This is a genomic window from Staphylococcus borealis (genome assembly GCF_001224225.1).
In the GTDB taxonomy this organism is placed as follows: Bacteria; Bacillota; Bacilli; order Staphylococcales; family Staphylococcaceae; genus Staphylococcus; species Staphylococcus borealis.
The window spans coordinates 1-25,090 of record NZ_CUEE01000013.1 but is presented as its reverse complement, the minus strand read 5'-3'; the positions used below and the strand labels follow the sequence as shown (position 1 = coordinate 25,090).

The window sequence follows — 25,090 nt, the reverse complement described above, 5'->3', positions numbered from 1 at the left end:
AGAAGTATGACTTTTGATGAACTGTGGAGAGATTATTTACAGCCATTATTAGCTGATTATATTAGAGGTATGTTTAACGAAGAAAACATTATGAATAGATTTGAATCTGCATATTATGGTAATTCTTCAGAATTAGGTGAAGATAATGAAGAAACTTGAAATAGAGGATAATACTTCTTATTCTTCTTTAATATTTAATGATTTACCGAATATTGTTGATTGTATACTAGATAAGACGCTATTAGAATTAGAACACACAGGCGTTTTTATATTTCCTGATAATTTAAAAAATGAGAATAGTATTTCAGAAGAGCAAATAATTCTTCAGAGTAAATACGAAACATACTACACCAAAAATATTATGGGTTTTTTGGGTTACGGTGATGAGAACTTAATTATTAAGTCTCGTTTTTCAGATAAAGAAGACAAAAAAGATTATTTTTTTCAATATTTATTAGAAAATGTTTTGAAAATGCCACATGTAATCGACTTAAGTACGCTTTTAAATAAAGAAGATAATATTATAAATTTACTTATCTTTCTGTTCCCATATTATCTGAAAAAAGCTATGCGGAAAGGACTATTTAAACAATATACTAGAAATAAATATAATGATGATAATTTAAAAGGGACGATTGATATACCAAGACATATTAAACTAAATACCCCCTTTGTAGGAAATATTGCATATAATCAAAGAGAATTTTCATATGATAACTACATCACTCAGTTAATTAGACATACAATAGAATTTATTCAAACGAAGAAAATAGGAATGAATTTACTAGGTAGTGTTAAACGTGAATCTGAAATGATACGTGAAGCAACAAGCTGTTACAATCGTTTGGATAAAAATAAAATTATTATGAGAAACGAAAAGAGACCGCTTCGTCATGCGTTTTATAAAGAATACAGAGAATTACAAAGACTTTGTTTAATGATTTTACAACAAAAAAAACATTATGTTGGTGATGAGATCAAAAAGATCCATGGTATTTTATTTGATGGAGCCTGGTTATGGGAAGAATATATTGCTACATTAATAACTGAAGATTATTATCATCCTCAAAATAAAGAAAAATACGGTGGGCAAAATTTATTCACTAAAGAAGATGGTAGAAAATCAGGTAAAATTTATCCTGATTTCATTAGTCGAAATGAGCGTTTTAGAATTATTGGTGATGCTAAATATAAACCAATTACAAATATTGGTAATCAAGATTATTTTCAAGTTTTAGCGTATATGTTTAGGTTTAATTCTAAGACGGGATACTATTTCTACCCAGATCGTAAACATATACAAAAGCAAGTATTGTTTTTAAATGAAGGTCTATCTTATGAAAAAAATGAACGAAAACGTGGAAATGTTAACTTAATTAAATTAGGACTTAATATCCCCAAAAATAATGAAAGTTATGAAGATTTTACAAAAAAAATGAAACAAGAAGAACAAATATTTCTGAGTGAATTAAACTAATATAAATAAACTAGAGCATCCTTCACTTTTATAGTGAGGGATGCTCTTTTAGTTTATTTTTTTATTGGTTACTCGCCATAAGCTCTGCTTGTTCTACGACTTGCTCTACAGCCATTTTTTGTAAATCTGGTGGATAGCCATATTTTTTAAGCAATCGTCTCACAGCTACGCGCATTTTAGCTTTTGCGCTATCACGTTTAGACCAATCAACACCCATGTTTTCTTTCACTGTTTTAGTTAGCTCATGAGCAATCGCACGTAGTTCTTTATCTCCCATGGCTTCTTTTGCTGTTTCATGTGAAGCTAAAGCATCGTAAAACGCAATCTCATCTGAATTCAGGCCTAATTCATTTCCTCGTTGTTGTTCTTGTTTGATATCTTTAGCGAGTTGAATGAGTTCTTCAATCACTTTAGATGTTTCAATGGAACGACTATTATATTTATTAATCGAGTTTCCTAACATTTCAGAGAAACGCTTAGATACTGTCGCGTTCGTTTTCATTAATGATTTAACTTGCCCTTTGAGTAATCGATTTAATAATTCTACCGCAACATTTTTTTGTTTCAATCCTTCGACATCTTTTAAAAAGTCATCAGATAGGATTGATAAATCGGGTTGTTCAAGACCTAGCGTTTGATAAACATCAATGACATCTTCAGTCACAACAGATTGTGACACAAGTTGATTAATCTCTGCTTCAACTTCTGCAGGCGTTTTACGTGTTTTCCCTTCTTTTGGTGGTTGTAATAATTTAACAAGTCCTGCTTTAACCGCTTTAAAGAAGGCAATTTCATCATTGAGTTCTTGGGCTGTAGGTTCAGTCGCACAAAGAGCAAAAGCTTTCCCTAACTCTGTGACCGTTTTAATAAAACGCTGGCGTTCATCTTCACCTAAACCAATCACATAATCCATCGTATCTGAAATCGCATAATAATGTTCAGACTTTTTCTCTGAATTAAACTTAGAATAGTCAAGATTATATAGCATATCTTGAATCACATCATATTTCAATAACATCAATTCAACCGCTTTATCTGTATCTATCGCTGTTTGAGCTTGATCAGATTCTGTATATTCTTTAAGGGCCTCTTTTAAGCTTTCAGCAATACCCACATAGTCGACAATTAATCCGCCTGGTTTATCTTTAAACACTCGATTGACACGAGCAATCGCTTGCATTAAATTATGACCTTTCATCGGTTTATCGATATACATGGTATGCATGGAAGGTACATCAAATCCTGTGAGCCACATATCTCGAACAATCACGAGTTGTAATTCATCATTCACATCTTTCATACGTTTTTCTAATAAATTACGGCGTTTTTTAGGACCAATATGTCTTTGGAAAGAAGCTGGGTCACTAGAGGAGCCCGTCATTACCACTTTAATGACCCCTTTATCATCATCATCTGAATGCCATTCCGGTTTTAGACGAATGATTTCATCATATAAATCAACAGCAATTCGACGGCTCATAGTCACAATCATCCCTTTACCTTTCATCGCTTGCTGACGTGTTTCAAAATGTTGGATGATGTCTTTGGCTAAAGCTTCAACACGAGGTTTTGCGCCAGCTAAAGCTTCAATTCGGGACCATTTTGATTTTAAACGCTGTTTTACATCCTCTTCTTGGTCTTCTGTAATGTCATTATATGCTTCATCTAAATCTAAATTTTGGGGTAGATTTAATGGAATTACACGACTTTCATAGTAAATTTTAACCGTACTTCCATCAGCTACAGCTTGTGTCATGTCATAAACATCGATATAGTTTCCGAAAACCATTTGTGTATTTTTATCCGTTGAAGCTACGGGTGTGCCTGTAAATCCTACGAATGTTGCATTCGGTAAAGCATCTCTTAAATATTTGGCATAACCATATTTAATGCCTTCACCTTTATCATCGTATTTTGCGTTAAAGCCATATTGTGTACGATGTGCTTCATCTGCCATAACAATCACATTTTTACGTTCAGTTAGGGCAGCCATGGTCGTTTCATTTTGTTCAGGTTCAAATTTTTGCATTGTTGTAAATACAATACCACCCGACTCAACAGATAATAACGATTTTAATTCTTTACGTGTTTCAGCTTGTTTTGGTGTTTGTCTTAATAAACCTTTACCAGAGCGACCTTTTGATTTAACAAACGTACTGTATAGTTGGTTATCTAAATCATTACGATCTGTTACGACAACTAAGGTAGGATTATTAAGCATTTGAATTAATTTTCCAGAGAAAAAGACCATGGTTAAACTTTTACCAGACCCTTGAGTATGCCAAATAACGCCGCCTTTACCATCACCCGACCCAGATGAAGCTAATAAAGCTCTATTAACAGCTTTATTAACAGCATAGTATTGATGATACGCTGCTAGAATTTTACTGATATGTCCTTTACCATCATCTTGGAATAATACAAAATATCGAATTAAATCAAGTAAGGTTTCTGGATTTAACATCCCATGAATCAGTACGTCTAAGCTAGCTAAACTTGACGAAGATTCCGTTTCTCCATCTTTAGAACGCCAAGTCATAAAACGATCATAGTTCGCAGTTAGTGAACCGGCTTTAGTATTAATACCATCACTTGTAACAAGCACTTCATTAAATGTAAATAATTGTGGAATACGCATCTTATACGTTTCTAATTGATGATAACCATCTTCGACGCCTACGGTTTCATTGGTTGAATTTTTAAGTTCAATCACAACGATAGGCAAGCCATTGATAAAGAGGACAATATCGGGACGTTTTGTATAGTCTCCATTAACGACCGTGAATTGATTGACTGCTAAAAAATCATTGTTTTGTGGATGTTCAAAATCAATGATTTTAACAATTTCTACTACCGATTGTCCATCGTCATCATAGTCTTCGATTTCAATACCATTAATCAAATTTTCATGAAAGGTAAGGTTATTTTCTAAAAGATTGGGCGACTTCTCTAAAGTTAGTTCATGTATCGCTTTTTCAATAAAACGAGGATGGATATCTGAGTTGATTTTTCTTAATGCTTTCTCTAAACGTTCATGAAGGACAACATCTTTATCACTTTTACGTTCTGGCGCTAGACCTGTAATACTCATTTCATTTCCTTTTTTATAGTCATAGCCTAGTGATTGTAGCCATTCTAATGCGACTTGTTCTAAATCATCTTCATTAAATTGAAAGTTCATCGTTATTCACCTCAATATCATCAGGTATTTCTATTTCACCAGACATTAGTTTAGGGAGTAGAGTATCTCGAAGTTCTATTAATTTTATATTTTGATTTTCTAAAAAATTAATTTCTTCAAAATATTTTTTAACAATGTTTCCATAATGTTCTATTAGTTCTATCGATGGAAATACTATTTTAATAGATTTCAAACCTTTAGCAGATATTTCTTTAAAAGTTGAACCACTAGCAGTTTGTTCTATTAAAGGAGTTATATTTTTAAGGATAAAATAAATAAAATAAGGGTTCATTTCTTCATTAGGTACTATGGACTTAAATCCTTGATTAGTAGTTACAGGTATATTATTTATTGCAATATAACCTATGGGCGCTCTTGAACTGAATAATACCGAATTTTTTTCTAATAATTTTGCACTACTTTTATTTAAACCTAATTCACTAATATCATTTTCACCATGGGATATGTATATATTTCTATTTTTCGATAAATCTTTAGGGGTAATCCAAGGAATACCGTTATTCGTGTAATACTCCTTATTTTTTTTAGAGGGTGTTCCTCCACCAACTATTGAACCTAACTTTTCTAGAGTTTCGACCCTCCATCCTTTAGGTATTTCGCCTAATTCACTATCAACCATTTCTCCACCGCTAGATTTATAAGGATTACCATTTTTATCTGGAAATTCAAAATCTACAAACCAATGTTTAAACAATGTTTGTGATAGTTTTTCAAGGTTTGCTATTAATTTATTATTAGTATCCAATTTATCTTCTATATTACCTATAATTTTTAATATTTTATCTTGTTTCTTGATAGAAGGTATATCTACGATATAATTTTTTACAATATCTGTTTTTAAATTATTAAAAACGCTACCATTAGATAATTGTAATAATTTTTGTCTATTCAATAATAATATATAATATAAAAATTCTTTTCTAACATTTTTGAAATTTCTTAGTAGTAACCATCCATCATGTATACATGCTTTAACTTTCATGAATTTAGGAAGTCCTGGTGTAGCACTGTTAGATAAAATTAAGTCTCCTGGTAAAACCTCTACTGATTTTTTGCTTCCTTCAAGAGAAACTCGCTCTTTAGTATCATAAATATATCTACTTGAATCTTTTGTTGCATCGGCAATTTTCACCCAAGGCAAACTATTATCATAACTATTTACGATATAATTTTTAATAGGACGTGGAGAAGCGCCTCTTCTTATATCACATAAATCACTGATTTTATACTCCATAACCCAATCCCTCCAATGATTTACGGATTTGGTCTTCAAGCTCTTTAGATTTAGCAAATTGTTCACTTAATTCAGAAGTAATGCGTTCCATTTTTTGTTCAAATGGTTCTTCTTCTTCTTCAACATCAGCTAAACCAACATAACGTCCAGGTGTCAAAATATATTCATTATTCTTAACTTCTTCTAAATCAGCTACTTTACAAAAACCAGCTACATCTTCATAAGGTGTATCGTTTGTACCTCTCCAAGCATGATATGTTTGTGCTACTTTTTGAATATCTTCATCTGAAAATTCTTTTAACGTTCTAGTTACCATATGACCGATTTCACGGGCATCGATAAATAAAATTTCATTTTGTCGCTCTTTTTTACCATTTTGACCTTTATTATTACTAATGAACCAAAGACATACAGGTATTTGTGTTGAATAAAAGAGTTGACCTGGTAAGGTAACAATGCATTCCACTAAGTCTTGTTCAATTAGATTTTTACGAATTTCTAATTCGTCTTTACCACTGGTAGACATAGATCCATTAGCTAATACAAATCCTGCTGTACCGTTAGGTGCTAATTTTGAAATCATATGTTCAATCCATGCATAGTTGGCATTACCTTTTGGAGGTATTCCAAATTGCCAACGATAATCATCAAGTAATCGTTCTTGACCCCAATCACTTGCGTTAAAAGGAGGATTGGCTAATATGTAATCTGCTTTTAATCCTTTATGTAAATCATTATGGAATGTATCAGCATTTCGTTCACCTAAGTCATTATCAATCCCACGAATCGCTAAGTTCATTTTGGCTAATTTCCAAGTTGTAGGATTAGATTCTTGCCCATAAATCGCAATATCGTCTAATCGTCCTTGATGTTTTTCAACAAAGCGTTCACTTTGTACAAACATCCCACCTGAACCACAGCATGGATCGTAAATACGTCCTTTATAAGGTTCAATCATCTCAACTAATAACTTTACAATTGATGATGGTGTATAGAATTCTCCAGCATTTTTACCTTCGGCACTTGCAAACTTAGCAATAAAATATTCGTACACTCGGCCTAGTACATCTTGCTTACGACTTTCAGTATCGCCTACCCTAAAAGTAAATAAATCAATAATATCACCTAATTTTTCTTTATCTAACGCAGGGCGCGCATATTCTTTAGGTAACACACCTTTGAGTGATTCATTTTCATTTTCAATTGCAATCATGGCTTTATCAATCATTTGTCCAATTTCAGGTTTCTTAGCATTATCGTTAATATATTGCCATCTTGCTTCTTTTGGCACCCAGAAAATATTTTCTGCTAAATATTCATCTTGATCCTCTTCGTCAGCATAAGGATCTTGCTTCAATTCTTCATACTTTTCTTCAAAAGAATCTGATACATATTTTAAAAAGATTAAACCTAATGCTACGTTCTTATATTCAGCAGCATCCATACTTCCCCTCAATTTATCAGCAGCTTGCCATAATTTTTCTTCAAATCCAATAGTTGCCATTTAATAACACCTTTCAAATTATTCTTAGCTTAAATATAGCAAAATATTGAGTTTTGATGTACAGGATTTAATTGATTTTATAAAAAATAACAAATAGACTAAAAATATTAATTAGATTATTATTAAATAAAAGTCGAAAAATGGAGCGGTGTCGTAATATTATTGCTCTTATAAAATGTAATTAGGTGGAATTATGAAAAATTTTAAAGTTCAAAAAGCAAAAGAAACTCCATTAAGTGCTCAAAATGCAAATGTATTTATTAAATGTGTTAAAAAATATAATTGGCTTAAAGACATAATAATAAATGGTTATTTCCAATATAGATATGTAACTGAAGAGGTAGATTATTTAAATATAGATGCTACAGACATAAGTGGAAAGAAAATTCCTATCAAAAACATTACCTTTCCAATGTTATGTTTTTGTGATATACCATTAAATCAGCTAAAAGATCATAATAAATGGTATGGAGACTATGCGATATGTATGAAAAAGTCTTGGGGTGTAAACAAAAACTTACAGCCATTGCATTATGTATCGAATACTAGTGAGTATATTAGAATGTATCAAGAAGTGTTTAATAATATAGTTAATAAGCCAGACACTGATGAAAAAGTATATGAATTTATATTCGCTTCATTATTTTTCTTAAAACATTTTAAAGGAAGTCAATATTGTGAAAAAACTGATAAAATAGAAGAGAAAATATTCATGGATGAACAAGAATGGAGAAGTATAAAATTAGTTGATGAAGATTTAGATCCTTTTTATATCAATGAAAATAGTGACTCTAAAAGAAATTATTATAATGAAGCTTTAACAAAATTACCAAGTAATAAATTAGAATTTAATTGCGATGATATTAGGTACATTATTGTTGAAAAAGAAGAGGACGTTATTCAGCTAATAAAAGATATTAATTGCTCTAATTATGATGACCAAGAAAAAAGCTTGCTCATTTCAAAAATAAGTGTCTTAAATCACTTAAGAGAGGATTTTATGTAATGCTTAGTAAAAAACAAATTAAAAAAACTCTAAACAGCGATAAAATGCCATCATTAATTGTTAATGAATTAGACAGAGAATTGCAGAATAAATTGAAACAACAATACCCAAGTAAAGAAGAGTTAATTAACGAATTGAAGTATGAAGCAGTTGATGAGAATTCTGCAGTATTAAAAAATGAATTGACGAGTAAACTAAAATTCAAACTTAATGATTATCAAGATTCAAACGAATTTTTATTTTACTTAAAAAATAGTCAAAAGATGATTGAAATACATGATTATAAAATGCAGAAATTTTTTGAAGATATACCTCTTGAAGATAGTGATGTTTATAAATCTATTGCGAATAATGAAGATACAGAAACATATATAATAATGAAAGCTTCAGAATTTAATGAAGAAGATAAACTAAATATATCAATTAAAGTTGATGGAAATTTTAAAGGATTAGATTTTTATAGAATAGCACATGATAGTAAAAAAGAAATGAAATATTTATATCAGGACCGATATATAAAGATATCCATGTTAATAGAAAAAAATTTAGAATATATTAGTTGGGGATTTCATCATCTTTTTAATGAAAGTATAGGGGAAGTAAATACAATTAATATAATTGATACTTATAAAATGTTAATAGCGCTAGCTAGTGGCGAAATGTATACAACAAATAAGATAAAATTTAATAATGATTCAGCAAGTAAAAATAAAGAAATCTTAGAATCTTTAAACAGAGATTTAAAATTATTTGAAATTATTCATGAATTTCAAAATTCGTTAGATAAAGAATTTAAGATATCCACCCCGTTTAACTCTAAAGAAATTATAGAAGGAGTAAAAATCTACTTTTTATTATATAAACAAAAACTAATATTGGAAGAAAAGCGTTTAGAAAGTTTACTAATCAAAACATCTTCCTTCGATTTAGAAGATATAAAAGGAAAAAAGTTCACCTTAATTCAAGAGGAAGAAGTAACAAAAACTATTTTTACTCAAAAAATCTCTTACACACAATATCAGTGTTATTATCAAGTAAAATCCTCAGCCTATGAAAAATTACAAGATGATGAATTTAAACTAAAATTTAATCCTGAAGATGTAATTACTATTATTTTAAAAGCTTCATTCAATACAATCGAACCTATCGGATTAGAAAATATTGCTTTTGAAGAAGCGGAAACTTTAGATGCCTTTATTAGTAACTATAAATCAAATTAAATACTCTTTAAGATGGGTTTCACTCGTGAAATAAATAAAATTAAAAGATACTTTGGTTTCGTATTAATAGCACTGAATATAAGAAAGGTAACAGCTCAATAAGCTGAAAATAATACAAAAATTTATAAAAAAAGACAATTTCTATATTATATCAATAGAAATTGTCTTTCTTCATTTATTTAGAAATGTTATATCTACAGAAATTTTTAGTAAATTCACTGGTAGGGAGAAGCATATCATAAATGATGCGGTTTTTACTAATATAAAAAGAGATTAGACATATTTTGTTCTAATAACACTAAAAGCCATCTAATAGATGGCTTTTAATGTTATAGCATTTAATTAAATAAATTATTAAATTGCGATAAAGCAAGAGAATTATATTTTTGTATATCGTATTTTGCATAATTAGGGTTTTCTCTTTTTAAAAATATTTCCATACCTTCTGATAATGAATTTGCATCATCATTTTTTAGCATTCCATATTTACCATTTTCTAGGATTTCTCTGGTTACTTCTAATTCAGTAGATAAAACATTTTTTCCGAGAGCCATAGCTTCTAATAAAACTAAACCTTGTCCTTCATAATGTGAAGATAAAACAAAAAGATCTGCTTTATTAATTAAGCTAAATGGGTTGGATTGGTGTCCAAGTAGATATACTCTTTCTGATAAACCATATCCATGTATTAATGACTCTAATGCAGTACGTTCTTTACCTTCACCTAATATATATAACATAGCATTAGGATAATCATTAGCAATATAAGAAAACGCTTCTATTAAATTATCAAATCCCTTTTCTGGAGATAACCGTCCACTAGCAAATATATTAAAGTTATTAGTGTTAAAATTGATAATCTCTATACCCGTTGGAGAATTTCCGACTATAAGTTGTATATTATCTTCATTAGTTTGAATAATATTATCTTCTTTTAGTGAATCATTATGTATTCTGTTTAAATCAAGTAAATTATTAACAGTAACAAATTTCTCATCAATTTTTAGGTATTTCAATTTTTTCTTATTAATTTTATGAATATTTTCAGAAACATTAATCAATTTATCGAACTTAGGATATATTGACATAAGTGATTTTAAATTAATAATATGCGGTCTGATATTTCCAACAACTTTAACTAAATCTTCTACCATATCACTATGTAAATATACAAATTTCTTTTTGGAAGTAGTAGCAAGTAATAAATTAGACCAGAACATTGAGTATCCACTAAAATCAATTACATAATCAAATTTGCTATTCCCAAAAAGTCTTCTAAATTCACGTTTATAGGCTTTTTCAGGGTATAATTTCTCTTCTTTGTTTGAAATAATACCTCTATTTCTTACATAATTATTTCTATAATTCTCACTCATTGTAGCAAAAAATCCGCCGCTTCTTAAAAGTATTTTCACATTTTTGTTAACTCTATTTAAGTTATCTAAAGCAATTTTATTAACTCTTCTTTGCATAAAGATTGTAACTTCGAATTTATTGTAATCAATATTTTCTAAAAGATTTAATAAAGAACTAGTTATGCCATTATTCATTAAACCCCCAGCATAAATTAATAATCTTTCTTTGTTATTTATATTGTTTAGAACTTTTTTATTGTTTGAAAATAGTCTATCGATTAATCGTTTCGTAACTTGGCCATCATCATGAGAAACATATTGGTTTTTAAAATATTTATATAAATCTAAATATTTTTGCTCATTATATAAAGAATTATTGATAGTTTTAATTAAGTCCTCAATATTTGTAGTAGTTGGTCCAGGTAAAGACTCTACATCTATGTACAATCCACGTTCATGTTTATACTTTTCATAGTCAGAAGTGAAGAAAATGATAGGTTTATTTGTTACTAAAAAGTCGAAGAAAATACTTGAATAGTCGGTGACCAATAAATCTGCTAAGCAAAGTACCTCGTTAGGATCCATTGTATCTGGTATTAAATAGTTATTAAATCTTTTATCTTCAGCAACATCTTGGTATATAAAAGGGTGAACTTTTAATAATATATTGTATTCAGTATTGTTTTCCAAAGCTTTTACATTTTTTAATAACTCGTCAATGTCATCTGAGGGATTCATAAAATCTCCTCTATAAGTTGGTGCAAATAAAAGATTTTTATGCTTTTTGAATTTTATTTTCTTATTGGTCTTCAGGAGTTCTTTTTTTACATTTTTATATGGTGTATTAATTGTTAAATCAGTACGTGGATATCCATCTTCAATAATTTCACCAGTATATAAACCCTTTAATTGAAAAGATTTTTCAAATACATTAGTTGTATGTCTGTTTTGTGTAAGTAAGTATGATGTATGTAAAAAATTACGTGTTAAGTTTTGTATGGCAAGTAAGCTATTATCTAGGTCTAATCCTAAATGTTTTAATGGTGTCCCATGCCAAGTATTTATATAAATTTGCTCAGGTTTACTACAAAAATAAATTGAAAATGACGAATTATTTATTAAATATTTACATTGTGAAAGTTCTTTTAAATATTCATCACCATGAATAACTACAAACTTAACATTTTCTAAATGTCTATATTTTCTTTTGTAATATTTTCTTATCTCATTAGATTCACATGCCCATACATGTATAAAATTATTGTACTTAGAATTATTTATTAAATACTTAAAAATTGCATAAGGAGAATCAGACATATTTTTACCATCTCTTGATTGATATAATATTCTATTCTCTTTAACTGATAACTTTTTATAGTATTTTGCATAATCCATTATAAGTGAAATATTATTCATACCATAATAGGACTTTAAAGGTCCCATTAAAAATTTTAATTTTCGATCTGTATGTACTACTAATTTACCTTTTATTGATAAATCTTCATAATTAAGAGACAATTTTACCCCTCCCAAGTATCAATATCGTATTAAAATAATCTTTGAATATAATAGCATATCAAAAAACTATTTTCTATTGCTCAGTTGAATATTTAAAGTTATATTTGAATAATTTTTTATAAAAAAAATAAATTTTAAGTTTTAATCAATAAAAAACTAGAATTCTTTATTACTTAGAAAGAAATTCTAGTTTTTTATTGAAACAACATTCATTTCTAAATATAATGATTAATAATATCTTGAAAATCATTGTTAAGTACCGTGGTTATAGAGTCATCATTCATAAAATCGTCATAGATTTTATCAAGTATTTCTTCATCTTCAATCGCTGTAAAATGATATACTAGTCCTTTTATAATTGAAATATAGTTTTGCGATGCTAAGCAACTAGCAACTGTTCGCCAATCTGATTGTGTAGTGTCATGGTTCATAGATACTCCTCCTTTTATTTCAATGTCCATTTTTGACGTGCTTTAGGGTTGAGTGGATGCATGATTTCATTTGTGGCTGGATTAATGAGCTTTTTGACTTTCTTTTTATGAGGCTTCAACATTTCCATCACTTGTTCGACACGTTCTACAACAACTGGCCGCTTCGCATAAGCACCATAAGCTAGAATCACTGTGTCACTTTCGCTAATTGCTTTCATCAAGTGGATGTCTGTGTGTTTATCATAAGGTTCTTTAATATGTTTAAGGTTCTCTGGTGTTTTAATATTAGAGAATAGATTTACAAGATATACAGCACCGTATCGTTCTGAATTCGCTAATTGATTGAGGATAAGAACAGTTGTGAGATCGAGTGATAATACACCATCTAAATGAGGGTACATCGTTATCACTGTACAAGCGGGTTTCTTTTCATCCCATGTTTTCTTGAGTAAATAGCGGTGTTTTTCATCCTTGCTAAATATAGCTTCTGTGTATATCGTATTTTTAATTGTATTCATATATATAATCACTTCCTTTAGTATTCTTCTGGTAAAAGCATCACATAATAAAAAGCGTCCACGTCATCTTCACGAATGACGTAGACTTTCTTAGGTAATGCATTTTGATTTTTTACATAGTTTGTATAGTGATATTCCAATTTGTATGCGGGTTGTTCTTGTTCATGCGTAATAGAGAGTATATTATTATCTTCTTGCAGTCTAAAAATGTGTAGGTAATCTGTATAGCCTTGATTATCTCTTTCTTTTACCATCTTCCAAAGTAAGATTTGAAGGTCTAGAGATAGTTGTTCACTAATGCCTCTTGTGATGTAGCGATTGATTTTCATGTTATTTTACCTCGTCTTGAATTTCTTTCATGATGATAATTGCTTGGCTAATAATCGTAACAGATATTTGTGCCACTTTGATCCAATTATTCATGGTGAGTTCCTCCTTCTCTTAGTAGATGACGCTCATCAATAATCGTATTTTTAGTATCTGTAAGGTATAAAAAGTCCATATCAAAATGATCGAGATAACCAATGCTGATGAGTTGATTATTGGCGTACATTAGAAATGGATAGATACTTAGCTCATGTAGCTCATCATTGTAGTAGGTATAAGTTTCAAGTGTAAGATGAGCAAGCGGAGAATGCTCTAAAAAGCGAGTAGGAAGTATATTTTCTGCTGCGTCTTCTAACGCTTCACATTCCCATGTTTCATTGTTAGATAGTTGGAATAGACGAGTTATATATTGTTTGAGTTCTTGAGTGATTGTTTCCATATCATTGCCTCCTAGATAGTGTGATAGTGATGTAATTCATATACATCATTAGGATAATATATATTTGATTTGTCATTTATTACGGATCCCGGTGGGAATAAGAGAAAATTCCATATAAAAACCCGTGATAAACGTTGGTATAACAAGGAAATCCCGGAATCCCACTCATTTTGACGAACAATCAACTCATTATTTATACGTATTAATGATGAATGTATCTCTCTGCTTTCCTATATATATTATTTATTTATAAAAAATAACGGGATTTTGGGATTGTGCTTGCACAATCCTTCTGCTTCTTTGAATCTGCAAATCCCATTCCTTTCCCGGTAAAAAATCATCGTGGGATGTTCTTTAGCAATTTCAATATAAGCTTCGTGTAGTTATGAAAATGATTACGACAATGACTGTTTCATTAGATAAGTGTTATTGAAATTGATAAAGAGAATTCTTAAACTTAGTTAGAAACTTTAAAGAAAGAAAAAACGAAGTGCTTGAGGGCACTTCGTTAATATTACAATTAGTATTATTAATCTTCTTCACTAGAATTGGTATCATCATCTGAATATACTGGTTTAGGACTACCTACATCTCCGCGTGGATTGTTTGGATTATAACCTATGAATGCTTGTTCATCTTCAGATAAATTATCTAATTCCTCTTGAGTCATTCCAGTATCTTTATTTTTTTCTAGTTCTTGCCTACCATATTCAGCCATTTTATCAGAAACAGGCTGAAATTTTCCTTCATTAGCTAATCTTGTAGCTTCAGGAGTCATTTCGCTTTCAGATATAATCCCATCTCCATTTTTATCAAATCTGCGAAGATTATTTGGATCATCATTCTTCTTACTTTCTTCACTATTATTCTGGTTATTTACATTTGTGTATTCATTTTTATTATTACCTTCTTGTGAATTTGTTTCTAGAGATTGGTTGTTACTTGTAGTTTGTTGAGTAGTATCTTGGTTTGATTCATTAGATTCAAGATCTTTTTGTTTATCAGATTTTGATGGTTTATTCTCATCTTTCTTATCTTTATCTTGTTTTTTACTTACAGTATCAGCTTTTGTGTTGTCATTGATGAACGTATCTTTAGCAAAATTTACTACAAATAGTGCTAAACCAATAAATATGATTGATAGTATTGCAATTAATAGAATATTAATAATTTTTTTCATTCATTTTTCTCCTTATAATTTTGATAAATAATAGATTGAGTAAATAATTAATTTAAAGAAACATCATCATCGATTACTACATCATCATCTATACCTTCATACATTGTTACATGCCCAGTACTAGTTACATTTATTTTATAGGTTGCGCCAGCCCCAGATTTGTTATTGGCAACGATAGACCAAGTATCACTACTAGCATCATAAGTTGGCTCCTGAAACCTTATTAATGAAGCATCACCGCCACTGTCATTAATTCCTTTTATGACATAGTCAAATACATTATTGCGATTCACTTTAGTATTAGATGTATTGTTATTTGTTTCATTACTTGCTACATCATTATTATTTTCGTCCGTAGAAGTTTCTATAGTATTTTCATTAGATCGATTTATTTGTTGATTTGAAGTGGTATCTTTATGTGTATTTTCCGTTTGTTTTTGATTAAGTTGTTTTTTCAAATCGTCGATTTCTTTGACTTTGCTATATCCAAAAAGACCAGCAATAGCTAATATTGCTAAGACAATTAATACACTTAATATCTTTATTGCAGTTTTCATTGTTCTTCCTCACCTTCATCTTCCCTACATAATTTTAGTCTTCACTTCCATCATCAATATAGCTACCTGATTTTTTTGCTTCTTGCATTTTTTTATCTAATTCTTCAGGATTGTCATAGACATCTTTTAAAGTTTCCCTTAATTCAGATAGTGTTATTTTCATATTATCAGGAGTAGGTGCTCCTCCAGTTTGTCCTAATTCATCAGTTGGTCTCTCATGTGTATTTTCATTGTAGTTGTTATTTATGTTAGTTGTCTTATCGTTTGTAGTAATATCTTGCTCATTACTAGATGTCTGTTGTTGAGTGTTATTTGCTTCAACTGATTGATTTTCATTATTAGTAATTAGATTTGGATCATTATCTTGATTTAATTTACTAGAATTTATAGAGCTGTTATTTTTAGAAGTATCTTGATGAGATTTATTAGTAGTTTTAGTATCGTTGTCACTCCACATATCTCTAGCAAAATTTACTGCAAACAATATTAAACCAATAAATATGATGGATAGTATTGCAATTAATAGAATATGAATAATTTTTTTCATTTATTTTCCCCCTTTATTTGTAATATTTAAAATTTAACAAATTAATTTTATCTAATTTTTATAATTGTATCTACTATATTTTTAATTATTTATTATTTTACTTGGTATTTATACTTATTTCTTTTATTAAATAGTAAGATATAATGTTTGGGACAAAAATAAAGACGAAGTGCTAAGGAGCACTTCGTCAAGTGGATGATTATTAAATAGTTGTTTGATAATTTCATTATTCAGTTTAAGCGTAACATAAAATTGCTTCTTATGATGCTCATCTTTTCTGATGTCAATGCGATCGATGACTGTTAGATATAGTGATTTCAATTGAGATTTCTCTAATTTGTCTATATCTTTGAATATTGTTTGTAGTATGTTGGCAATCATATCAGCATCATAATGTGGAGCTTCCGCTTGTTTATCTTGTTCTAGTTGATGGATTTGATTATTTATTTGATTCAATTCATCTTGATAGTTAAGTATTGTTGGTTTTAATATACTATCTAAGTCAGGTGAGTCTTCAATCGTTTTCGTTAGTGTATGCATTTTGATTTTTAGTTCTTCACATTGTGACTGTTTATAGGCAATATCATGATTCAAAGAAGAGACGTCTATTTGACTTCTTTCATTTACTTTTTCAACCAATTGTTTCAATACCTTTTTACTTTTGATAATCTCCAATATTTGATCCATAACATATTTTTCCAATACATCTGCTCTAACACTATTGGCTGAACATACTTTAGAACCTTTGTTTCTAAAATTACTACATGAGTAATATCTGATTCGTTTCTTAGTGCCATCTTTTAAAGTATTAGTTGTATTACTTGCGGCCATTGCTGCGCCACATTTCGGACTCGGACATTTTACAATCCCAGTCAGTAGATTGGTCCCTTTACCATGAACTTGTGGTTTCTTACGACTCTCTTGGCGTTTAAACTGTACTTTATCCCATAAGGCTTTATCAATAATAGGCGCATGCTTACCATCCGCAATAATCGGTTCTTCATTGAGTCCTTTTCGTCTCTTATCGCTCCAGTGTCTGTACTTCGCAAACTGTATCTTTCCAATATAAAAAGGGTTTGAGATGATATAGGTAATGGATGAAATACTAAAAGGTTTCCCTTTCTTAGTCACGTAACCTTTGTGATTTAATGCATTCGCAATTTTACGATAACCATGACCTTTGGCGTATGACTCAAAAATATATTTAACAATATTCGCTTCATGTTGATTAATCATCAGTTCTTTTTTACTATCAGGCACTTTATCATAGCCTAGAGGTAAATTACCTTGGTAATAACCTTCAATCGCCCGTTGTCTTTGGCCATTGTAGACATTTTCTACAATTGTATTTCTTTCAAATTCAGAGAAGCTAGCTAAAATTTGGAGCATCAATTTACCTGTAGAGCTGGCAATTTCTATTTTTTCAGTTAGACTAAAAAATTCGACATTAATCTTATATAATTCTTCGACAATAGTTAATAAATCTGAGGTATTTCTAGCTAAACGATTGGTTTTGTAGACCATAATACAATCTAACTTACCGTCGTTTGCATCTTTTAACATACGTTGTAGTTCAGGACGTTGCGTGGTTTTACCCGATATACCACAATCGGTATATTCATCAACGACTTCATATCCTTGAAATTGACAATACTCTTTAAGTTGATTTAACTGGCTTTGAATGCTATAGCCGTTCGTCTGGATTTCAGTCGATACACGGGCATATAATCCAATGTGTTTCTTTTTGAGTTGTGTCATATGACTTCATTCCTTTCAGAAGTTATTAAATGCGATTGTTCAACGATATTGAGTGGACTGTTTTTAAAGTAGATCCCTTGTAATTGTTTAGTTTGAGTTATCGTAATGTCATCAATCAAAGGTGCTATAGTTTCTAATGTCAATTTATCTTTGATTATATGACGGATTGTTTCGGTAATTTGTTTATGTGAATAATTAGAGTAACGCTCCTCACTTTCAGAGCTAGTAGATAACCGTTTAAATGTTTCGATATCAATTTGATTTTGAGCTAGCTTTTCAATCAATTGTGCTTGTGTTAGATGGGTTTCTTTATGCTTCATTTGTTGGTGTTTTAGAGCTTTTAGTACTGTCTTATTTAATTTGTCATGAAATGATTGATTGTCACAATACGCTTTACAAGTGCTGAGGATCTCTGTTTCAATCATTTGTGCATTGATACCTTTAAATGGACACGTATGATAAGCTTCATTCATATTCTTAGGACAAACGTAGTAACGTAGAGAGTAATTTTCTTTTTTTATCGTTAAGTTTGTTAATGTTGATTGACAGTAAGGACATTTGATTCGTCGCTTTAACTTATTTCTAGAATTGGATCGATTGTGTTGTTTATGAATACGACGCTCTTGTGCTTCTTCAAACGTATCAATATCAATAATAGGTGGAACGATATCATTAAATGTTCCATATTTATTAATGACACGACCGCAATAGTTAGGGTTCAAGAGAATATTTCTAACTTGATAGGGCTTACGTGGAGTAAGCTTAGGATTGTTATCTAAATGTTGGGAAATTTTTTTGTAGCCTAGACCTTGTAAGTACCAGCGATAGACAGCTTTGACTGTATACGCTTCTTCTTCATGTACAACAAAATGACCTTGTCTATAACGATAGCCAAAAGGTGCATGAGTTGTGATTAGCTTACCTTGTTTGGCTTTTTCTCTTATCCCATTTCGTGTCTGTTCACTGATATTGTTTGATTCCATTTCCGCTAGACTCATAAGTATGTTCAAGCGAAAGCAATCAAACTCTTTAGACAAATCAAAATATCCATCGTTAACACTGATGATTGTGACGTGATGCTTTTTACAAATTTCAAAGAATTGTATGGCATTTTTCAAATTACGATGTAGTCGGTTCAAGCGATAGCAACATAATACTTTACATTTTCCAGATGTAATCATTTCTACCATTTTTCGATAGCCCGAACGTTTTGTATGTCGACCTGTTTTTTTATCATCATAAAACGTCACATGAGACCATCCATATTGTTTAGCAGTATCCATAATAAGTGATTTCTGTGTCGCTAAGCTTTGTTGTTTTAATGTACTTTGACGTACGTAAGCAATGGCTTCTTCCATGTTATACACCTCCATAGAGATAATATATGTTTATGAATGAATTAGAATGAAAGGTCCAACGTGTTAAAAGCACGTTGGACCACAATGATTAATTATCGTTTTGTAACTCTTCAACAACTAAATCAGCTAGTAATTCAATCAATTCATCCATTTTATTCACTCCTGCACGATTTTATCTTTAAGTTATTAAAAATCAATTAAATCATCATTCTGTTTTTTCCATGATTCAAGCATCTTTTTGTTATCCAAGTTAATTTCAGCTTTAATAGGTTCAGCATCTTTAGTTAGACCAAAAATAGACGCATATTTTGAATCTAGCTTTAAATGGTAAAAGACAAGTGACTGTTTCTTGCCATAGTCATCTTTAACTGCTCTTTTCGTAGTTATTCGATCACGGTCAGATTCGATAAATCCTTTATCCCTTAGTGCATTCACAACATTGTTGACATCTTGGAAATGATGCTCTATCAACATATTCTTAAATACAGATGCAATGATTTTAACTTCGATATAATCATCTTTTAAGGCAATTAGTCCATAGTTCTCAATCATATTCTTTAATGCTGTATCATCAGAAAACTTACCACGGTTTTGTGCTACAAATTGCGTAATGACTTCAATCGCTTTATCAGCCAGTGATCGTTCAGAGACTGTATGAGCATGATAATCAATAAAGTAGTCTCTTATTTTAGCGATATCAATATCTGTAGATAAAACATGACTAAGAATCTTGGCCGAAGTAGTGATAGCCGCATAGCGCTTAAACATACGAATACCAGTATTATTTGTTTCATCCTTCAATTTATCTTTAAACCAATGATGTAATTCAAAAACGGATCAAAAAACAAAAGGCCCTAGAAACTAGGAGCACACTTACACAAGAACAATTGATAGATAAATTAGCTAAAGGAGCCATCGATGCAGAAACGTTCAGAAAACAATCTCAATCGTTACTTCAACAATCAAAACCAACACTATCAATAAATGAGCAACAAATTCAAAGGTCTTTTGAAAATGTAATTCAACAACACTTCACGTTAAGCATGTTATACCGATATATTGATGAAATTCATATTTCTAAAAACAAAAGCCTTGTGGGAATCTATTTCAAAAATGAACCGCTAAACATTGTAAACCAAGCTACGCAATCATCGATTGCTTAATTAATGAAAGGATGAAAAATATGAAAGAAATGAAAAGAAAATCTGTAGGATGTTATGTTAGAGTTTCAACAATTTCTCAAGACATTGATAAATTTAGTATTAATGGTCAAATTACACAAATAAAGGAATATTGCCAACAGGGAAATTATGAATTGCTATACTGATAATTAAAAGTACCCCCGATCGAACGAAAATATCTTTTTGATGACTATTAGTGATAATTGTAATTTTATCCATTAATAGATGAATGGATTGGAATAATACTAAGCCTATTGCTATTCCACCGAGTAAAATTACCCACCCGCCTAATTCAATACTTTCCGGAATCATTTCAAAAAATAATAAGCCAATTATAAGGCCTGCACATAATGAATAAATAAAGCCATGACCACTTTGAAAACCTTCCATTATCCAAGCGAGTCCACCGCCAACACCAATTCCAAGTGCGGAAGCTAACGCCCGATCATCCATACTGCACTCATCCCACTATTCTTAAAAAGGCTTTGTTTATTTTACTCTAAAAAATCAAAACAAAATATATGAATTCATATTAAATATTATTTGACTCTTTATTCAGATGGTTATATCATATATATGAACATATATTAATATATGTAGATAAATAGTGATTATTATATATAAGGTTTTGAATTGAAACCTAAAGTGAGGGAAGGATAATGGAAGAAAAAAAGGAATTAGAGGAAGTAAATAATAAGGACTTAGATGATGAAACATTATTTGTCGTATCGCAAACATTTAAAGCGTTAGGTGATCCTACGAGAATCCGGATTCTCCATTTGCTCTTTTATAAGGAGTATTCGGTAAACGGTATTGCTGAAACGCTACATCTTAGACAATCAACAGTTTCCCATCAATTGCGGTTCTTGAAAAATTTACGGTTAGTAAAATTCCGAAGGGAAGGCACAACATTGTTTTATTCCCATGATGATGAACATACTATGAATATGCTAAAACAGGCGATCGATCACGCCTGTCATCACTAGTATTCCGTAAACCAGTAATGAGTGTTAATAATAATTCACGTCATTAATATTTTTATATGATCATATAAAAATATTATAGGCATATGAAAAGGGGGTTTTGCAATGGATATGGAAAACAAAAAAACAGAATGGAAAGCGTTGTATGATATCTCGAAGGAAAGTGAGATGGGTGTAGCAGAGAGGGTTAGTGAATACGGTTGATAAATTCATAGGATGTATTATTGGATACAAAAAGTTTGGATGTGGTCAATTAACGTCCTGGTTTAGTAAAGCTTACTGCGAATATATTGGAACCCGATATATCATATTTATTTAGAAAGGTGATAGAAATGAAAAATATTCAAGAGCAACAAGCACACGAAAGTCATAGCCACGATCATAGTCATGATCATGATCACGGAAAAATGCCAATTATTTCATATTTTATTGGCTTAGTGTTGGCTATAATTGGGCTTTTTTTAAGTGATGCAAATTTATTAATACAAAACATCTTATTTTCAATTGCCACAATCACAGCCGGCTACCATGTAATTATTCTCGAAGGAATTGGAGAGACAGTTGAAAATACTAAATTAAAGGGAAAATTCACTCCTAATTCTCATATTCTAATGGGATTAGCTGCAATCGGGGCTTCTCTGATAGGGAGTTTTTGGGAAGGAACCCTTTTGATACTTATTTTTTCCGGCGCTCATTTTCTTGAAGATTACGCTGAAGGAAGAAGTAAAAGAGAAATTACTAAGCTACTCGAAATGAACCCAACGACAGCTAAATTAATCCTACCTGATGGAAACACAAAAATTGTTGATGTCAGTGAATTAAAAGTTGGAGATCAACTCCAAGTACTGAACGGTGATCAAGTTCCAATTGATGGGATTATTTTATCCGGTACTACCTCAATTGATGAATCTTCTATTAATGGAGAAAGTATACCGAAAGAGAAATCTAAGGGTGACGAAGTTTTTGGAAGTACGATTAATGGAACAGGTACTTTTACTATGGAAGTCACTAAGGAAAACAAGGATACTGTATTCTCTAAAATTTTACAATTAGTTAGTCAAAACCAAGATAATCAAACAAAAGCTGCCAGTATCATTCAAAAATTCGAGCCTAAATATGTTAATATAGTTTTAATCGCAATACCATTAGTAATGTTACTTGCTCCTTTTCTATTTGATTGGACATGGTCGCAAAGTGTTTACAGGGGATTAGTGATTTTAGTCGCAGCTTCACCGTGTGCTTTGGCAGCAGCTACTGTATCTGTAACATTGTCTACAACATCTAACCTAGCTAAAAAAGGCGTGCTTTCAAAAGGAAGTACTTACCTATCACAATTAGCGGATATAGATGCAATTGCCTTCGATAAAACAGGAACCCTTACGAACGGAGAACCTAAAGTAACAAATTACTATTTCACTCATTCTGTGAACGAAGAAAATATTATTGATATTATAGTCGCCCTTGAAAAGGAATCCAATCACCCACTCGCTAATGCTATTTTAGAAAAATTTGAAGTTAAAAATAAAATAGACATCGAAGTTACTAATCAAATTGGAAAAGGTCTGACAGGAGATTATAATGGAAAAAATTATCGTATTGGTAAGCCTACTTCTTTTGAAAGTGCTTCTGAAGAGTATACCCAGTTCAATCATGATTGGGCATCAGAAGGAAAGACGGTTGTATACGTAGCAGAAAATGAAGAAGTTATTGGGATTATAGCTCTAATGGATATTCCGAATGAGCATGCTAAAGAAACAATTAATTACTTTAAGAAACTTGGTATCCACACGACTTTAATTACTGGTGATTCGGAAATGACGGGAAAAGCTGTAGGCGAACAATTGGGAATAGACGAAGTTATCGCTAATGTAATGCCTGAAGATAAATCCAGAATTATAGAAGAACAAAAAGAAAAATTTGGAGTTACTGCCATGGTTGGAGATGGTGTGAACGATGCACCGGCCCTTGTTAATGCTGATGTTGGTATAGCTATGGGGGGCGGTACTGATGTGGCAGTAGAAGTATCTGATTTGGTTTTAATGCAGAACAATTTATCTAAATTAGTACAGTCTCATAAAATTTCCTCAAATATGGGTCGTGTTATTAGGCAAAATATTATTTTTTCAATGGCAGTTGTTGCCTTTTTAGTTGTCGTTAGTTTGTTAGGATTAACTGATATTACAATCAGTGTAATTGTTCATGAAGGAAGTACTTTAGTTGTTATACTAAATGGACTTCGATTATTAAGATCTAAATAATGAACGAATCGATTGACATGAATGAACTTTGAAGTGTGGATTCTACAATGTTCCCATAACATTGGACACTAAAAAACAGAGCAATCTAATAAAGATGTTATGAGTAAAAACAATGCCTTGCATACCGTTTTTATCATACGGGCGGTCAAATAAGCAATTAAAGAGCATGGGAAGCATAAAATCATAAACAGTGACTTAAGGCAGCCAGTTTACATTCAAAAGTTAAATTGACTGTATTAAAAGTTTCGAAACGATTAATATCCGTATGGGGGCAAGCGTCGAGCCAAAGATAATGCCAGGACAGAGCGTCTTTTTCCGTTCTTTTAAGTGGGAAAGGTTTTACCTTCTCTATGCCAAGACAGTCCCAGAGCTAAAAGAGCCAGTTGCTCTTTTTGGGCGTTTGTGAACGGTAATCGCAGGAAGGGGATTTTCCCAACCGCACCTGGTTTTCCATCACAATAAAGTTGGCGGCATTTGTTCTGATATTCTTGGGAATACTTACACTATGAATGGCCGTATTAAGTGATACAGGAGCTGCTATTATTGTAATACTGAATGCTCTCCGCCTTTTGAGGGTAAAAGAATAAAAGTAAGGATAACTAGGTAAAGCTGTTCAATCAAAAATTGAACAGCTTATTTTTCATCAAAATCAAAAACGTTTATTATAATACCTACACTTGTTCTGTTAAACGTACCGATTTTTTAACCTTATTGTATCAGTAATATCTTGAAACGAAGTAAGCGACTAAAATTTCTCTTTTATCATACTTTTATAAAAATACACTTTTAAGAACGGTTTGAAAATTTTTGAAATAGATCAAAATAATCTTCTGGTTAAAAAACCTGTAGATATGATTTCTCTCTTAAATTTTTGTTTGATTAGATTAGATCCTAATAAGACGCATTCAATATGTCTACACGTGAATTTAGTCTTTGAAAATGTAAGGACCATTATTATTATAAAAACCCCAGTATAAAACGATACGCAGAAGCTTATCATAAATAAAACTAAAAATTAGGTTGTGTATAATTTAAAA

General features: G+C 30.8%; 20 protein-coding genes and 3 pseudogenes. 8 read left to right on the top strand and 15 right to left on the bottom strand.

Annotated features, from left to right (window positions below):
• The first annotated feature begins 6 nt into the window (after nt 1-6).
• Nucleotides 7-159 carry a hypothetical protein gene (locus AK212_RS13885; RefSeq protein ID WP_231119758.1) on the top strand — a complete coding sequence of 51 codons (153 nt, stop codon included), beginning with the start codon at nt 7-9 and terminating at the stop codon, nt 157-159.
• Complete coding sequence (locus AK212_RS11805; RefSeq protein WP_053031265.1) at nt 146-1,477, top strand: 5-methylcytosine restriction system specificity protein McrC; 1,332 nt, start codon at nt 146-148, stop codon at nt 1,475-1,477. The genes AK212_RS13885 and AK212_RS11805 overlap by 14 nt, the downstream gene beginning before the upstream one ends.
• Nucleotides 1,478-1,538: 61 nt before the next feature.
• On the opposite strand, the gene AK212_RS11800 is transcribed toward AK212_RS11805, so the two are convergent.
• From AK212_RS11800 to AK212_RS11790, 3 genes are read right to left on the bottom strand one after another with little or no spacing between them, the layout of a single operon-like run.
• Nucleotides 1,539-4,658 (bottom strand): type I restriction endonuclease subunit R, encoded by a 3,120-nt coding sequence (locus tag AK212_RS11800; protein WP_053031263.1) that lies wholly within the window; start codon nt 4,656-4,658, stop codon nt 1,539-1,541.
• Complete coding sequence (locus tag AK212_RS11795) at nt 4,642-5,913, bottom strand: restriction endonuclease subunit S (RefSeq protein ID WP_053031261.1); 1,272 nt, start codon at nt 5,911-5,913, stop codon at nt 4,642-4,644. The genes AK212_RS11800 and AK212_RS11795 overlap by 17 nt, the downstream gene beginning before the upstream one ends.
• Complete coding sequence (locus AK212_RS11790; protein WP_053031259.1) at nt 5,903-7,417, bottom strand: class I SAM-dependent DNA methyltransferase; 1,515 nt, start codon at nt 7,415-7,417, stop codon at nt 5,903-5,905. Before AK212_RS11790 ends, AK212_RS11795 begins: the two co-directional genes overlap by 11 nt.
• A 193-nt stretch (nt 7,418-7,610) precedes the next feature.
• On the opposite strand from AK212_RS11790, the gene AK212_RS11785 reads away from it, so the two are divergent.
• From AK212_RS11785 to AK212_RS13880, 3 genes and pseudogenes are all read left to right on the top strand, one after another.
• Nucleotides 7,611-8,423, top strand: a complete 813-nt coding sequence (locus AK212_RS11785) for an abortive infection system antitoxin AbiGi family protein (RefSeq protein ID WP_053031257.1) — start codon at nt 7,611-7,613, stop codon at nt 8,421-8,423.
• A complete protein-coding gene (locus AK212_RS11780; protein ID WP_053031255.1) occupies nt 8,423-9,643 on the top strand; it encodes a hypothetical protein in 1,221 nt (406 codons plus the stop codon). Before AK212_RS11785 ends, AK212_RS11780 begins: the two co-directional genes overlap by 1 nt.
• A gap of 24 nt (nt 9,644-9,667) precedes the next feature.
• Nucleotides 9,668-9,920: pseudogene (locus tag AK212_RS13880) on the top strand (hypothetical protein); the annotation flags it as partial.
• 61 nt (nt 9,921-9,981) lie between these two features.
• Here the strand turns inward: AK212_RS13880 and AK212_RS11775 are convergent.
• The 11 genes and pseudogenes from AK212_RS11775 to AK212_RS11725 all read right to left on the bottom strand — a co-directional run.
• Nucleotides 9,982-12,516, bottom strand: a complete 2,535-nt coding sequence (locus tag AK212_RS11775) for a glycosyltransferase (RefSeq protein ID WP_053031253.1) — start codon at nt 12,514-12,516, stop codon at nt 9,982-9,984.
• Between the two features lie 215 nt (nt 12,517-12,731).
• Entirely contained in the window at nt 12,732-12,947 is a 216-nt protein-coding gene (locus tag AK212_RS11770; RefSeq protein ID WP_053031251.1) for a hypothetical protein, read from the bottom strand.
• A gap of 14 nt (nt 12,948-12,961) precedes the next feature.
• Nucleotides 12,962-13,465 carry a DUF1643 domain-containing protein gene (locus AK212_RS11765; protein WP_053031250.1) on the bottom strand — a complete coding sequence of 168 codons (504 nt, stop codon included), beginning with the start codon at nt 13,463-13,465 and terminating at the stop codon, nt 12,962-12,964.
• Nucleotides 13,466-13,482: 17 nt separating this feature from the next.
• Nucleotides 13,483-13,794: a DUF960 family protein gene (locus AK212_RS11760; RefSeq protein ID WP_053031248.1), complete on the bottom strand. Its 312-nt coding sequence runs from the start codon at nt 13,792-13,794 to the stop codon at nt 13,483-13,485.
• 86 nt (nt 13,795-13,880) lie between these two features.
• On the bottom strand, nt 13,881-14,231 hold the full coding sequence (locus AK212_RS11755; protein ID WP_053031246.1) for an SAUGI family uracil-DNA glycosylase inhibitor: 351 nt from the start codon (nt 14,229-14,231) through the stop codon (nt 13,881-13,883).
• A 529-nt stretch (nt 14,232-14,760) separates the two neighbouring features.
• Nucleotides 14,761-15,411, bottom strand: coding sequence for a hypothetical protein (locus AK212_RS11750; RefSeq protein WP_053031243.1), 651 nt, complete (start codon nt 15,409-15,411; stop codon nt 14,761-14,763).
• A gap of 47 nt (nt 15,412-15,458) precedes the next feature.
• The gene (locus AK212_RS11745; protein WP_053031241.1) at nt 15,459-15,968 is read right to left on the bottom strand and encodes a hypothetical protein; all 510 of its coding nucleotides are present in this window, start codon (nt 15,966-15,968) and stop codon (nt 15,459-15,461) included.
• A 34-nt stretch (nt 15,969-16,002) separates the two neighbouring features.
• A complete protein-coding gene (locus tag AK212_RS11740; protein WP_053031239.1) occupies nt 16,003-16,515 on the bottom strand; it encodes a hypothetical protein in 513 nt (170 codons plus the stop codon).
• A gap of 126 nt (nt 16,516-16,641) precedes the next feature.
• The gene (gene ccrB, locus AK212_RS11735) at nt 16,642-18,273 is read right to left on the bottom strand and encodes a cassette chromosome recombinase CcrB (RefSeq protein WP_053031237.1); all 1,632 of its coding nucleotides are present in this window, start codon (nt 18,271-18,273) and stop codon (nt 16,642-16,644) included.
• Complete coding sequence (gene ccrA, locus AK212_RS11730) at nt 18,270-19,631, bottom strand: cassette chromosome recombinase CcrA (RefSeq protein ID WP_053031235.1); 1,362 nt, start codon at nt 19,629-19,631, stop codon at nt 18,270-18,272. Before ccrA ends, ccrB begins: the two co-directional genes overlap by 4 nt.
• Nucleotides 19,632-19,817: 186 nt before the next feature.
• Nucleotides 19,818-20,447, bottom strand: a pseudogene (locus AK212_RS11725) (cassette chromosome replicative helicase); the annotation flags it as partial.
• 8 nt (nt 20,448-20,455) lie between these two features.
• On the opposite strand from AK212_RS11725, the pseudogene AK212_RS11720 reads away from it, so the two are divergent.
• A pseudogene (locus tag AK212_RS11720) lies at nt 20,456-20,794 on the top strand (cassette chromosome recombinase CcrA); the annotation flags it as partial.
• 111 nt (nt 20,795-20,905) lie between these two features.
• On the opposite strand, the gene AK212_RS11715 reads toward AK212_RS11720, so the two are convergent.
• Nucleotides 20,906-21,265: a ZIP family metal transporter gene (locus tag AK212_RS11715; protein ID WP_001631039.1), complete on the bottom strand. Its 360-nt coding sequence runs from the start codon at nt 21,263-21,265 to the stop codon at nt 20,906-20,908.
• Nucleotides 21,266-21,471: 206 nt separating this feature from the next.
• On the opposite strand from AK212_RS11715, the gene AK212_RS11710 reads away from it, so the two are divergent.
• On the top strand, nt 21,472-21,798 hold the full coding sequence (locus AK212_RS11710; protein ID WP_000391495.1) for an ArsR/SmtB family transcription factor: 327 nt from the start codon (nt 21,472-21,474) through the stop codon (nt 21,796-21,798).
• Nucleotides 21,799-22,127: 329 nt separating this feature from the next.
• Nucleotides 22,128-24,053, top strand: a complete 1,926-nt coding sequence (locus AK212_RS11705) for a heavy metal translocating P-type ATPase (RefSeq protein WP_017175150.1) — start codon at nt 22,128-22,130, stop codon at nt 24,051-24,053.
• The last annotated feature ends 1,037 nt before the right edge of the window (nt 24,054-25,090 follow it).